The organism is Nitratireductor rhodophyticola, assembly GCF_019891355.1.
Classification (GTDB): domain Bacteria; phylum Pseudomonadota; class Alphaproteobacteria; order Rhizobiales; family Rhizobiaceae; genus Nitratireductor; species Nitratireductor rhodophyticola.
The window spans coordinates 485924-500120 of record NZ_JAHSSF010000002.1 but is presented as its reverse complement, the minus strand read 5'-3'; the positions used below and the strand labels follow the sequence as shown (position 1 = coordinate 500120).

Sequence of the window (14197 nt, the reverse complement as noted above, 5' to 3'; positions counted from 1 at the left end):
TCAGCTCCGGGCGGGGAAGAGGCCATAGGGCCGAACGAGAAGGACAAGCGCCATCAGCACATAGATGCTCGCCGAGACCAGGCCGGCCGCCAGCGTGTCGGCCACCGAATAGGGCAGTAGCGCGGTAAAGATCTGCGGCACGTAGGCCCGGCCGAGACTGTCGACCATGCCCACCAGCATGGCGCCGACGAAAGCGCCACGGATGGAACCGACCCCGCCAATGACGATGACCACGAATGTGGTGATGAGGATACGCTCACCCATGGCAATCTCGACGGCAAGCAGCGGCGCGGCCATGACGCCGGCAAGCCCGCACAGGATCGCGCCAAGGCCGAAGACGCTCATATAGAGACGGCGCATGTTGACGCCCAGCGCGTCGACCATCTGCCGGTCATCGGCGCCGGCGCGCATGAGCATGCCGAAGCGTGTGTGGTTGACCAGAAGCCAGAGCCCAAACGCCACTGCGAGACCGACCGCGATCAGCGCGAGCCGCATGAGCGGATAGGCAAGTCCCGGGAAGAGCGTCACCGAACCTTCAAGGAAGGGCGGAATGCTCATGAAGATCGGGGAACGACCGACAATCAGCGTCACCGCTTCATTGGTGAAGAGGATGAGGCCGAGCGTCGCCAGAACCTGGTAGAGATGGTCGCGATTGTAGAGCCATCGCACCACGGCGCTTTCGACCAGCAGTCCGTAGAGTCCCGCGCCCGCCATGGCCGCCAGGAGCCCCATGAGAAACGAGCCCGTGGAGGCAACAGTGAGCGCACCGCAATAGGCGCCGATCATGTAGAACGTGCCATGGGTGAGATTGATCACACCCATAATGCCGAAAACGAGGGTCAGGCCCGAGGCCAGCAGGAAGAGGAACGCGCCATATTGCAGGCCGTTCAACAACTGTTCAATGAAGAGGATCATGGCGTTCCAGTGCTCGCCGGTCTGGGTTCGGTGGGCTGCCCGCTCCGAACGGGCCGGTGCGGATGGAGTGCCCGGCAACGCATCGCCGCCGGGCAGTTCCGTTCAGGAAAACGGCTTTGGCCATTAATCCATCTTGCAGTCTTTGGCGTAGGCGTCCTGATGGTTCTCGGCGATGCGCTCCACCACGTTCTGGACGATCTCGCCATCCGCATTCTTTTCGAACCGTGTCAGATAATAGTTCTGGATCGGATGCTGGTTCGGGCCGAATGTGTATTTGTCGCGGATCGGCTCGAAATCGGCCCTGGCGAGTGCGGCGCGGAATGCGTCTGCATCGTCGATGTTTCCGCCCACGGCATCGAGCGCCGAGGCGATCAGGTTTGCCGTATCGTAAGCCTGTTCGGCATACATGGTCGGCGTGCGGCCATAGGCTTCCTCGAAGCGTTTGACAAAATCGCGCGAGGCATCGTTGTCGAACTCCGTCGTCCAGAGGGCCGAGGCATAGACGCCATCGGCGGCATCGCCCGTCGCCTTAACCATCTGCGCGTCGAGTGAGAAGGCCGGCACCAGCATGGGCACGCTGTCCTTCAGACCGGCATTGTCATACTGCTTGGCGAAGTTGATGCCGGCACCGCCCGGATGGAACTGGTAGATGGCATCGGGCGCGGCCGAGCGAATGCGCGCCAGCTCGACAGAAAAGTCGGTCTGGTTGAGCTTGGTGTAGATCTCCTCCACCACCTCGCCCTCATAGGTGCGCTTGAAGCCGTTCAGCGCGTCGCGGCCCGCCTGATAGTTGGGCGCAAGGATCACGACCTTCTTGTAGCCGAGCTTGTTGGCCGCAAGACCCGCCGCCTCGTGGAACGCATCGTTCTGATAAGAGGCGACGAAGTAGTTGGGGTTGCACTTCTCGCCGGCAAAGACGGACGGTCCCGGATTGACGCTGACATAGAAGCCGCCGGACTTCATGACGGTCGGCTGCACGGCGGCAAGCACGTTGGAGAAGTTCACGCCCGTGAACAGCTTGACGCCCGACTGCACCAGACGGTCTGCCGACTGCTTGGCATTGGCCGGCTTCAGGCCATCGTCCTCGACCTCGAGCACCACCGGCGTATCGCCCAGCTTGCCATCTTCGCCGATGGCCAGCATGAAGGCATCGCGGATGTCCTCGCCAATATAGCCGGCCGGTGTCGAAAGCGTGGTGATGAAGCCGATGCGCAGCTCCTCCGCAGAGGCCTGCGCGGCCATGACCGTTGCCAGCGCGGTGGCCAGAAGACCGGTCCGCCTTGCCTTGCCATTAAGTCCCATTGTCATGTTCTCCTCCCTTGAATTGCGCGTACGAAGCCGGATCATCCGGCCTTGCGCTGACGTGAGAAATCATTGCCGACGGCCACAACCGGATGGCGGATCGTGCCGATGCCCTCGACACAGGCTTCCACCACATCTCCAGGCCATAGCCATTCCTGCGGATCGCGGCCCGCACCGACGCCTTCGGGCGTGCCGGTGGCTATGATGTCGCCGGGATCGAGCGTGATGGCGGCCGAGATGTCGGAGATGAGCGTCGGTATCTTGAACAGCATGTGCTTCGTGTTCGATCCCTGCTTGCGCTCGCCATTGACGGTGAGCCAGAGGTCGAGATCGTGCGGGTCTCCGATTTCGTCGGCAGTGACGATGCAGGGACCGAATGGCGCAAAGCTGTCCTGTCCCTTGGAATAGATCCACTGACCGGCGCGGCGGTTGTCGCGCGCACTGACATCGATCATCACGCTGTATCCGAACACATAGGAAAGCGCATCTTCCTCGCTCACCTTGGTGGCCTTGCGCCCGATGATCGCGGCAAGCTCCACCTCCCAGTCGAGCTGCTGTGTGATCGAGGCATTGTGCTCGATTGGATCGTCCGGCCCGACAACCGCCATGGGCGGCTTGCTGAAAATGACCGGCTCCTTGGGCAGGTCCTTTGACGTGTCGAGCGTGCGGCTCGATTCCTCCACATGCTCCACATAGTTGAGGCCGATGCCGAAGATGTTCTTGCGGGGCCGCGGGATGGGTGCAAGCAATCGCACATTGGCGAGCGGAACGGTCGTGCGCACCGGCCATGCACCGCGCGCCTCGTCCAGAAGCCGTTTCAGCGCCGCCAGCCCATCCGGACCGAGATCGATCAGCTCCAGCATGGAGGCGGGGAAGTCCTCGCCAAAGGCAATGCCGAGCGCTTCCACGTCGACAACGCTCTCGCCCTCGATGACGCCAAGACGCGCGGGCGCCTCGACCGTGGCCCTGTAGGTAACCAGTCGCATTCAGATATGTCCTTGATCAGTCTTGTGGTTGGTGACCGCCATTGTCGGCCAGCGCTTCTTCCCGGTAGAGACCGAGCGAACGCATCACCGGAAGGTCGTTGAAACAGAACAGGCAGGCATCGTCGCTGTCGGACAGATTGGCGTGTTCGTGCCATGCCCAGGATGGCACGCAGAAAATGTCGCGTTCCTGCCAGTCGAGCCGCTTGCCGCCGATGATCGAGTAGCCCTTGCCCTTCGCCACCTGATAGAGATAGCTGCCTGTGTGACGGTGCGCCTTCGTCTTTTCGCCGGGGCGCAGCATCTGCATGCTGGCGCCGATGGTCTGCATGACGGGGCCCGACGTGACCGGGTTGATGTATTCCATCATCACGCCGTCATAGGGCGAGCCGTCGGTCGCGTCGGCATAGCGCTTCAGCGCTTCATAAGTGCGCTCCCACTCATATTTGTAGAGCGGAGAATAACCCTTGTCCCAGGCGCCACCGCCCGGCGTCAGACCCGGATTGCCCCAGGTCTTCGTCATGTCATCGACAGCAAAACCGACCGCCTGCCGCAGGTCCGGGTGGACTTCATAGAAATTCGCTTCGAGCGTGTTGACCAACGGGATATCAAGCCCGTCCTGCCAGATGCAGGGGCTGCCGCTTTCCTCAACGCCGTGTTCGTGCCAGGTGCCGTTTGGCGTCAGCACGAAGTCGTTGGCGTTGAGCGTCATCTTGTGGCCATCGACGATGGTGTAGGCGCCCGAACCCTCCATGATGAAGCGCAGCGCAGAGGCCGAGTGCCGGTGCGCGGACGCAGCCTCGCCCGGATGCATGACCTGGAGACCCGAATAGAGCCAGCCGACAGCGGCGGCGAATTCGCGACGACCCGGATTGTTGAGATAGATCACACGGCGACCGGCTTTTTCCGGCGTTACCAGCTCGACCGAACGCAAGACGTGCTCGCGCAGATCGCGATAGCGCCAGATCATCGGCACGGACGAGGACTGCGGCTCCCAGGGCTCGATCTTGTTGGCGACGGTCCAGAGCGCCCCCGCCTCCAGCGCCTCCAGCTCGTCGTAATAGGCCAGAAGCTCCGGCGTATCCTCCACATTGGCGCGGCCCGCCACGTCCTCGCGGTAGTTTTCCCTGCCTGACGACATCTCAACCTCCACTCTTCAATGACGGAAAGATAACAGCCGGATTTTCGCTGTAAATAGATATTTTCGAAAATCTGGTTTTTTTCGTTTGTTGCGCAAGACGCTGTGCTATGCTGTTCTCCTGAAAAACCGAAGCAGCAATGCCGGGGAGAAGACGTGTCGGGAAAGAAGAACCCGCGTGAAACCACGCTGACGGAAGAGGCCTATCAGAAGCTACGCTGGGACATTGTCAGCGGCACGCTGGAGGCCGGCAGCCCGCTGCGGCTTGAGAACCTCAAGCAGCGTTACGGGCTGGGCTATTCTCCCCTGCGCGAGGCGCTGAACCGCCTGCACAGCGAGCGTCTCGTCATGTCGGTCGCGCTGCGCGGCTTTACCGTCGCGCCGCTTTCGCTGACCGAGATGTGGGATGCGGTCGACACAAGGATCCACATCGAGGCTGAGGCGCTGCGTCGCGCCATCGAGTTCGGCGATGACGATTGGGAAACGGAGGTGATCTCGGCTTTTCACGGGCTTTCCCTTAAAGCCAAGAAACTGGAGCAGATGGACGCGCCACCCATGGATGAGATGAAGGCGCTCGAAGACCGGCATCACCGGTTTCACCGCGCACTCATCAGCGCCTGCCGGTCAAACTGGCTTCTCGATTTTTCGGACAAGCTCTATGTGGAAACCGAGCGTTATCGCTTCCCGGTTCTCGGCGGGCCCCGCGCCCGCCCCTCTCGCGATCTCACGCTGGAGCATCAGGAGATCATGGACGCGACCATCGCGCGCGATGCCGAAAAGGCAATCGCTCTCCTGAGCCGGCACTATCGGCGCACCGGGGAAACGCTTTCCGCCCGATACCAGCCGGACGCGAAGCCGATGCCGGCCGGCGCAAGCGCTTAATGTCAGGATGTGCGGCCACTGCCGGCCGCACACGTTTTCGAGCCACTGCTATTCTGCGGGCACCGGGCGCGCTTCCGCCGCCGTCCCGGCTTCACGCAGGGCCAGCTCTTCCGCCTTCGGCACCGACAGCCATACCGCCAGCATGAAACCTGCCGCGCCGCCGAGCAGCTTGCCGAGCATCAGCGGCAGGATCATCGTCGGCTGGAAATTGGCCGAAAATGCCAGATGATCGCCGAAGGTGAATGCCGCGCATACAGCAAATGCGATGGCCAGAACCTTGTCGCGCGGCTGCATCTGGCCGACCAGGCGGTACATGGCGAGAATGTTGGCGCTTGCCGCCAGAAGCCCCGCCGCACCTTCCGGCGAAACGCCGATGCGTGCGCCAATCACCTGCATGGGACCCGCCAGATATTTGGTCAGAAGATAGACCATCGGAAACGCACCGGCGAGCATGATGCCGATATAGCCGGCGATCTCCAGAGCGCGGAACTGGTCCTGTTCATCGGCAATGATGGGATCAAAACCCCAGGAGCCGAACACGGTGGAGAAAAAGCCGGTGAAATACTCCACGATCGAAGCCACAAGAACCAGCGTGATGCCGGCATACATGATGCGACCGAACCAGAGGAAACCGGTGATCATGGCGTCGGGCGCGAAGCGCAGGCCAAGGGCGATGGCGACGCAGAAGACAATCAGCGGCAGAAGATTGCGCAGAATGTCGACAACGGTCAGCGCAATCTGATAGCTCGCCTCCGAGCTCGTGGAGACATCGGGCCTGATGTCGAGCCCCGTCATGGCGATCAGCGTACACGCGATGAAAACGCCGACCGGCACGCTTAAGATGCCCGACATGATGCCGAGCGCCATATATTTGTGGTCGGATTTTGCCAGCATCGCCAGACCGACCGGAATGGAGAAGATGATCGTCGCGCCCGACATGTAACCGACGACGGTCGCCATCATCCAGGCATCGCGCGACTGTGCCAGCGCGTCGGCAAGCTGATAACCGCCCATATCGACGGCGATCACCGTCGTTGCCGCGATGGATGGATCGGCCCCGATCATCGCAAAGAGCGGCCCGGCGACCGCCCGGATAAACTCCGAAAGATAGGGGATCGCGGCCATGATGCCGGCCACGGGTATGAAAATCGGGCCGATGGAATGAAGCCCCTCGATGAACTCCTTGCCGAGCCCCGTTTCCGGGTTGCGGATCGAGGCGATTGCGCCGGCGACCGCGCATGCCATGATGATGTAGATGACGTAGGTACCGATTGAAGCCATTTGCCTTCCCTCCCAGTGTGCGAAATGCGCCCCGGCATCTTGTGCGCCGGTTTTTCGATCAGCCCTTCACGCGTTCCCCCGGCGGATCGTAGAGCGGCGCCATATGAAGCGTGGCGGCGAAGCGTTCGTTCGCCACGATGAGTTCGTACTTTCCCGATGCCAGAAACACGTCGTCGACACCGTCTTCCGAGCGCACATAGCCGTAGCCGATGGGCTTCCCGACCGTGTAGCCATAGCCACCGCTGGTCAGATAGCCGACCGGCTCGCCATCGCGCAGGATGGTCTCCCGGCCAAGCAGCACCACGTCCGGGTCCTCGGTCGTGAAACAGGCCAGTTGCTTTGTCAGCGGATTGGCGGCCGCCGCCTCACAGACCTCACGACCGATAAAAGGTGTGTCGCGGCGCAGTTTCACCGCCCAGCCGAGCCCCGCTTCGAACGGGTTGTCATTCGGTGTGACGTCGGAACCCCAGGCGCGATAGCCCTTTTCAAGACGGAGCGACTCGATGGCCCGATAGCCGACCGGGCGAATGTCATGGGCGCGGCCCTTCTCCATCAGCACGTCGAAAACGTCGCCGGTCCCTTCGATGGGCACATGCAGTTCCCAGCCCAGCTCTCCCACATAGGTCACGCGCATGGCACGCACCCTGTGCCCGGCGATCTCGATCTCCTGCACGCGGCCAAAGCGGAAGGCGTCATTGCTCACATCTGCATCCGTCACCGACGAAAGCACGTCCCGCGCGCGGGGTCCCATCAGCGAAAGCGTACCATACGCCTCGGTCACATCTACAAGCCGGGCATCCGCACCCGCCGGCAGATGCTGCCTGATCCAGCCAAAATCATGGGTGCGCGAACCGGTACCGGTGACGATGTAGAAGCGGTCATCGGCAAGGCGCGCCACGGTGAGGTCGCATTCGATGCCACCGCGCGAGTTGAGGATCTGCGTATAGGTCAGGCGTCCGGCTGGCTTGGCCACGTAATTGGAGCAGATCCGCTCAAGCGCATCCGCCGCATCCGGGCCCGTCATCTCGTATTTGGCAAAGGAGGACTGGTCGAACACACCAACCTTTTCGCGCACATGGGCATGCTCCTCACCCACCGGCCCGAACCAGTTCTGACGACCCATGGAATAGTCGTCGCGAGGCTCCATGCCTTCGGGCGCAAACCAGTTGGGCCGCTCCCATCCGAGCTTCGAGCCGAACACGGCGCGGTGCTTTTTCAGACGTTCGTAAAGGGGCGAAACGATGCGCGGCCGGCCGCTTTCATACTCCTCGTGCGGGAAAGCCACGGTGTAGTGTTTGCCATAGGCTTCGAGCGTGCGCTCCTCCACCCATTTGCGGTCTTCATGAAGCGTCGAGAAGCGGCGAATGTCGACCACCCAGAGGTCGAGCGGCGCTTCGCCGCGCACGGCCCATTCGGCAAGCACCCAGCCCGCGCCGCCGCCAGCGGCGATGCCGAAAGCGTTGAAGCCTGCGCCGACAAACATGTTGGCGCATTCGGGTGCCTGTCCGAGAATGAAGTTGCCGTCGGGCGTGAAGCTCTCCGGCCCGTTGATCATCTGCCGAACGCCCGCTTCGCCAAGGGCGGGCACGCGCTCGATGGCCTGCGTCATGTGCTGTTCGAAATGATCGAAATCATCGTCGAAGAGCTGGAACTCGAACTCATTGGGCACGTCGCCGCCCGGCAGCCCGGTCACCCAGCTTTGCGGGTTCGGCTCATAGCCGCCCATCACCAGACCGCCCACTTCTTCCTTGAAATAGATGCGCCGATCGGGGTCGCGCACGGTCGGCGTGTCGGAGGTCAATCCGTCAATCTTCTCGGTCACGATATACTGGTGCTTCACCGGATGCAGCGGCACCGAGACGCCGGCCATTGCGCCGATCTGGCGCGCCCACTGGCCGCCGCAGTTCACCACCGTCTCGCAGACGATACGCCCGCGATTGGTCTCAACCGCCGTGATGCGGTCGCCATCCATTTCGAAACCGGTCACGCGCACGCCCTCGAAGAGACGCGCACCATGCATGCGCGCGCCCTTGGCGAGCGACTGGGTGATGTCGGAGGGGCTGGCCTGACCGTCGGTCGGCAGCCATGACGCACCCAGAAGATCGGACGTGTCCATCAGCGGCCACATCCGCTTCACCTCTTCGGGACCGACCAGTTCCATGTCCATGCCGAAACTGCGTGCTGTTGTGGCAAGCCGGCGAAATTCGGTCCAGCGGTCCTCATTCGTCGCCAGCCGCAGACAGCCCGTCATCTTCCAGCCGGTCTCAAGACCGGTTTCTTCATGCAGTCGCTTGTAGAGATCGACCGAGTATTTCAGCACTTTCGTGATTGAGGCCGAAGACCGCAATTGCCCGACCAGCCCGGCCGCATGCCAGGTGGAGCCGGATGTCAGCTTGCCCTGTTCCAGGAGAACGACATCCGCCTTGTGATCACGGGCGAGGTGATAGGCTGTCGAGCAGCCGATGATACCGCCACCGATGACAACGATCTGGGCATGGGAAGGAAGAGGCTGGGTCATCAGGAGAGGCGTCCGTATTGAGAATAGAAAGTGTCCAGTGCAGCCTCCAGCCGCGACAGGTTCTCATGCGTATAGGCGACGTAGTCCGTGCCGGGCGCATCGAGATAGAGTTCGGAGACCATGCTCCACATGGCCTCCCGCAGAAGCGACGCGCATTGCATTGCCGCCATTGAGCGGCGCAGCGGTGTCTCCGGCGTGCGGTCGAAATAATAGCCAAGCAGCGCCTCGCTCTCCTCGTCGGAGAAGCTGGCATTGGAGGAAAGGCCCGCGAGGTCGAACATGGGCGTCGAGAACCCGGCATATTCGAAATCGATCAGCCAGAGCCTTTCGCCATCATCGAGGAGATTGGCCGGCAAGAGATCGTTGTGGCCGAACACAATGGGCAGCGGCTCCTGCACCGCTTCCAGTTCGTCGGCAAGCGCCAGATAGGCGGGCAATTGCTCCACCATCCGGCTCTTGCCGTTCTCCAGCGTGCGCGCATAATCGCGGATCACATGGAAAGGCCAGAACATGAAGCCGGGCCCCGAAACGTGGTGCGGCATCTTGCGATGAAAAGCGCGCACGATGAGCGCCACCCGCTCGATATTGGCGCGCACATCGGCCTCGGCGTAGGTCTTGGCATTGAGGTGCCGGCAGACCATGACGCCGGGCTCCGCATGCTCGACTGCAGGCGCGAGAGCCGCTTCTTCGGCAGCACGCGCCGTCATCAATTCACGGTCGCGGAGAACGTGGTGAAAGGGGTAATCCTTGCCGAAACGGACAACATGCCCGCCCCTGTTGTCGGTGACGAGCCAGCTTTCGTTGCTGATCCCGCCGACCATCGGCTTAATGTCGATAGCCCCGCTCCAGATCGGCAAGGCAGCGATCTGTTCAGAGCGCGCGGTGGTGATATTCCGAGCGTCCACCATATCTCCTCCCGCAGCCTTTGGCCGCCTGTTTTGCGGAAAGAATTGATGTCAGCCAATGGGAAGTCAACACAAAAATGTGGTTATTTGACCGATTTTCTCATTTTCTGGAATCATTTTCAGGATAAATCGGTCAAAATACGTTAGAAACGGTCATCTCACACAGAGAGAAAACATGAGCTATTCACCGCGCCATGGTCAGATCCTCGACCTTCTCACGAAGGAAGGCACGATGGGTGTGAACGACCTCGCCCAGCATCTGGACGTTTCGGTCGAAACGGTGCGGCGCGATGTGAAAGCGCTCGCCGGACGCGGTGAAATCGTGCGCATGCACGGCGCGATCGCCCTGCCCTCCGTCGTCAACGAAGCACCGTTTGAGCGCCGGATGCGGGAAAACCGCGAGGCGAAGGAAACCATTGCCCGGCTTGCCGCCGCGACGATCCGCGACGGGGAATCAGTGATGCTCGACACAGGCACCACGACAAGCCTTCTGGCGCGCGCACTGCTCGACCACCGGCAACTCACCGTCGTGACCAATTCATCCGACATCGCCCGCACGCTGGCGACCGTCAACGGCAACAAGGTCTACATGGCCGGCGGGGAGCTGCGGAGCGACAGCGGCTCGGCGCTGGGCTTTTCAGCCATCGAGTTCATCAGCCGCTTCAGCGTCGATCACGCCATCATTTCCGCCGGTGCCGTGAACGCGGTTACCGGCATTATGGACTATGATCTGGAGGAAGCGCAGTTCGGCAATGCCGTGCTTGCCCGCGGCCGGCGCCGCGTCGTTGTCACCGACGCTTCCAAGTTCGGGCAGAAGGGGCTCGTCCGGGTGTGCGCCCTCACCGAGGTCGATGAGTTGATTGTCGACCGCCCGCCACCGGCCGACCTTGCCGATGTGCTTCGCCAGGCCGAGATCAGGGTGACAAGCGACACATGACGCGCTCAGGCCTTTTCCTGTGAAGCGGTTTCATTGCTGGCAGCGGCCCGCCGGTCCCTTGCGGGCGTGAAGCTGACCACGCGATCATCGACCGACGGCGTGCCCGTGGCGCCGGCGGCAAAAACGATCTTGCCGGAGGGTTTTACCCACAGAAGCACAATCGTCTCCTCGGCCCGGCTTTTCAGATAGGCATCGTAGTCGAACTCGTCGGAAAGCTTCGTCGCCTGAAAGGTCCAGCCCTGCCAGTGCCGTTCGCGCAGGGCGCGGAAGTCCACGCCGTCTTCGGTAAGCGGACGTCCGCCGAGGGTGAAGTTGAGCGACATGCGCTTCGACTGATCCGCCCCGCGTCCGAGCTGATAGACGTGCGAGCGCCCAAGCTCCGGTGCGAAATCGGTGCAGACGAGCGAGTTGTATGCGTCATTGTCGGTGACGGCGATCAGCGTCGAAAACCGCTTCGGGTCAATGCTGTGATGCGCTTCTTCCGAGAGTATGTCGCCGTAGAACACTGGTATTTCGGAAAGACGCGCTTCCGCGATATGGTTCCAGTTCGGGTCTGCGATCATGACCGGCACATCCATATCGCGCAGCTTGCGCGCCAGATCGATGGCCCATCTCGGCCCGCCGGCTATCAGGAGGCCGGGCTTGTCAGCGCTTTTCAGGTTTAGAAGCGAAGCCAGCGGACCGAGTGTGAAACCGTGCAGCACGATCGTTGTGACAACCACGGCGAAGGTGAAGGCCACCATACGGTTTGCATCGGCGATCCCGGCATCTGCCAGGGCGCCGCCAAACAGGCCCGACACGGCGACGGCCACCACACCGCGCGGCGCGATCCAGCTTGAAAGTGTGCGCTCAGCAAGGGTTGCGCCGGATCCGGCCGTGGCGGTCATGATCGCCAGCGGGCGCACGACAAAAAGAACGGATCCGACAAAAAGAACCGCGCGCCAGTCGAGGCTTCGAAAATCGTCGACGGTGAGCGACGCCGTGAGCAGGATGAATATCCCGGAGACCAGGAAAACCGTGATCGTTTCCTTGAAACGCCGCATCTCGGCGAGGCTCGCAATGCGGGTGTTTGCCAGGACGATGCCCATGACCGTGACCGTCAGGAGCCCCGCCTCCTCGAGCACGAGATTGGTCAGTGCATAGGCCAGGAGCACCGTGGCAAGCAGGATCGGCGCCTTGAGGAATTCCGGCACAACACCGCGCACAAACGCCCAGTGGATGGCCCGCGCCGCCAGATAACCGCCGGCAACCGCAACGACGAAAGCTGCGGCCACCACATAGGCGAGGCTGCCGCCCTGATGCTGCCCGATCAGCACGAGAATGACCTCGAACGCGACAACGGCAAAGAGCGCCCCGATCGGATCGTTGACGATGGCCTCCCATTTGAGCAGCGAGGCCGGGCGCGCGGCGAGCTGCGCCTGACGCAGAAGCGGTGTGATGACGGTAGGGCCAGTCACCACCAGAATGGCGCCGAGCACAACGGCTGTCGGCCACGAAAGCCCGCCAATATAGTGTGCCGAAAGCGCGGTCATCACCCAGACCATCGGGCCACCGATGATGATAATGCGGCGCACCGCCGTCGAAGTCTCACTGATCTCCTTGAAATTGAGCGTGAGCCCGCCCTCGAACAGGATAATCGCGACCGCAAGCGAGACGAGCGGCCGGTAGATGGCGCCGAAATCCTCGGTCGGGTTTACGAACCCGGTGGCCGGACCGGCGAGAACGCCGGCGAGCAGCAGAAGCACAATGGCCGGAAGACGCAGCCGCCAGGCGAGCCACTGCGCGCCCATGCCCATCACGCCGATCAGCGCGATCTTCAATCCAATGTCATGCATGGAGCAAATCCGTTTATCCGTGAGAGATTGGGGCAGCCGGGCGGCCAGTGAGCATCATGGCAACAATAGTCAATCTTCCGGCTCCGGTCGCGGATCAATTGCGGATGCGGGAATAGTCAAAGCGCGTTGCCGAAATACTCAAGCCGCAGCTCTTCTATGGCACCGCTTTCCTGGAGATTGAGTATCTCAAGCGTGACCGGTGTCGTCAGATCGCTCTCGAGAGGGAAGGCGAAGCCGTATTTATCGGGATGGAACAGGCTGCCCACGACTTCCATCTCCTGCTGGGGATGGACATGCACATAGTGCTCAAGAGTTGGCGCATCTGCCACGATCGCCTCGATCCGGCCCGCTTCAAGGGCCGCAACCGCTTCCTCCAGTCCCGGGTAGGAGTGCGTTCCGATACCGATCTCGTTCAGATAGTCCTCCGACGCGCTTCCGGTGAAAACGCCCGATGTTTTGCCGGGTAGATCAGCCAGGGAGGTGACGCCCTGCTCGATTGACACCGCCGTCATGACGCTTGTCACGGAGGAGGTGATATAGGCAACAACCGCGACACCGAAAACCATCCAGATTGCCGACCAGATGCGCCCTTGCCAGCCGAACAGATTTTTCCGCGAGGCCTTTCCGGATGTCGCCACCGACATGACCTGGTAGAAGCTCTCTGCCAGCCCCTCGCGCCAGCGCCGGGGAAAATCCCTGTCAAACCTGCGGTCGAACAGGGTGATGAGAATGGTCGCCAGGACGATGACGAACGCAAGCCATGCATAGGCACGCAGATGCCCCGCATTTCTTAACCCCGTTATGACGCTCTGAATGCCGGCAGACCCCGTTTCCGGCACCATGATGCGCAGACCGGCATCGTACCAGGGCTGCGTATAGGACAAGATTCCCGCACGCTTGCGCGTGATTGTCAGGTTGGTAACGGCGGCATCGACCTGGCCCGTACGTGTGGCCTCGACCAGATCCTTCAGGTTTGTGAATGCCACATAGCGGGTGGCGAGCCCCAGCTTTCCGGCGATGATCTCCCAGAGATCGATGGCCATGCCGTCATATTTCCCCGACTCCTCGCTAACGAAAGGCGGGCTGACATAGACACCCACATCGACACTTCTTCTCCCTTCGTCTGCACCGGCATCCGCCTGTGCCTGCGCCTTCTGCCCCGCCCCAAGCATCAATGACAGGCAGAGAAGGGTGAGAAACCCAAGCGAGCGCCATGTGCGGGCGGTGGAGACAGACGAAATCCGGAACCTGTTCTCCACGTCGATGTCGGGATGATGGGAATTCAGGAAAGACATGAGATGACGGCTTCTCTGGTTCAAATCAGCAGATGACCACCGGACATGACCTCGCACATCTAGACCCGTGCAGGTGGTGACGACTGTCCGGTCTATGGTGCAGATCATATGTCCGGCTGCAACCCCGTCACGACAGACTTTTGTCTGCTCCCTGTGGAACGACGCCAAATTTTCCGTTCGCCACGGTCAGGATGCACCCAGCCGTT

Annotated in this window: 11 protein-coding genes; 2 read left to right on the top strand and 9 right to left on the bottom strand. The window is 61.6% G+C overall.

Features of this window, described 5'->3' with window-relative positions; genetic code table 11:
* From KUG85_RS08040 to KUG85_RS08025, 4 genes are all read right to left on the bottom strand, one after another.
* A complete protein-coding gene (locus tag KUG85_RS08040; RefSeq protein WP_223005227.1) occupies positions 1–915 on the bottom strand; it encodes a branched-chain amino acid ABC transporter permease in 915 nt (304 codons plus the stop codon).
* A 123-nt stretch (positions 916–1038) separates the two neighbouring features.
* A complete protein-coding gene (locus KUG85_RS08035; RefSeq protein WP_322098560.1) occupies positions 1039–2223 on the bottom strand; it encodes an ABC transporter substrate-binding protein in 1185 nt (394 codons plus the stop codon).
* Positions 2224–2258: 35 nt separating this feature from the next.
* Positions 2259–3203, bottom strand: coding sequence for a fumarylacetoacetate hydrolase family protein (locus KUG85_RS08030; protein ID WP_223004804.1), 945 nt, complete (start codon positions 3201–3203; stop codon positions 2259–2261).
* A gap of 16 nt (positions 3204–3219) precedes the next feature.
* A complete protein-coding gene (locus KUG85_RS08025; protein WP_223004803.1) occupies positions 3220–4341 on the bottom strand; it encodes a cupin domain-containing protein in 1122 nt (373 codons plus the stop codon).
* Between the two features lie 153 nt (positions 4342–4494).
* On the opposite strand from KUG85_RS08025, the gene KUG85_RS08020 reads away from it, so the two are divergent.
* Positions 4495–5220, top strand: a complete 726-nt coding sequence (locus KUG85_RS08020) for a GntR family transcriptional regulator (protein ID WP_223004802.1) — start codon at positions 4495–4497, stop codon at positions 5218–5220.
* 48 nt (positions 5221–5268) lie between these two features.
* Here the strand turns inward: KUG85_RS08020 and eutH are convergent, their stop codons facing one another.
* Genes eutH through KUG85_RS08005 form a run of 3 tightly spaced genes read right to left on the bottom strand, consistent with a single transcriptional unit; the run spans position 5269 to position 9927 of the window.
* Positions 5269–6501, bottom strand: coding sequence for an ethanolamine utilization protein EutH (gene eutH, locus KUG85_RS08015; protein WP_065816442.1), 1233 nt, complete (start codon positions 6499–6501; stop codon positions 5269–5271).
* A gap of 58 nt (positions 6502–6559) precedes the next feature.
* Positions 6560–9019: a GcvT family protein gene (locus tag KUG85_RS08010; protein ID WP_223004801.1), complete on the bottom strand. Its 2460-nt coding sequence runs from the start codon at positions 9017–9019 to the stop codon at positions 6560–6562.
* Positions 9019–9927 (bottom strand): phosphotransferase family protein, encoded by a 909-nt coding sequence (locus KUG85_RS08005; RefSeq protein WP_065816444.1) that lies wholly within the window; start codon positions 9925–9927, stop codon positions 9019–9021. Before KUG85_RS08005 ends, KUG85_RS08010 begins: the two co-directional genes overlap by 1 nt.
* Positions 9928–10099: 172 nt before the next feature.
* Between KUG85_RS08005 and KUG85_RS08000 the strand changes: the two genes are divergently transcribed.
* Entirely contained in the window at positions 10100–10861 is a 762-nt protein-coding gene (locus KUG85_RS08000) for a DeoR/GlpR family DNA-binding transcription regulator (RefSeq protein WP_223004800.1), read from the top strand.
* Between the two features lie 5 nt (positions 10862–10866).
* On the opposite strand, the gene KUG85_RS07995 is transcribed toward KUG85_RS08000, so the two are convergent.
* Positions 10867–12696 (bottom strand): cation:proton antiporter, encoded by a 1830-nt coding sequence (locus KUG85_RS07995; RefSeq protein WP_223004799.1) that lies wholly within the window; start codon positions 12694–12696, stop codon positions 10867–10869.
* A 116-nt stretch (positions 12697–12812) separates the two neighbouring features.
* The gene (locus KUG85_RS07990; RefSeq protein ID WP_223004798.1) at positions 12813–13991 is read right to left on the bottom strand and encodes a transporter substrate-binding domain-containing protein; all 1179 of its coding nucleotides are present in this window, start codon (positions 13989–13991) and stop codon (positions 12813–12815) included.
* Positions 13992–14197 lie beyond the last annotated feature (206 nt).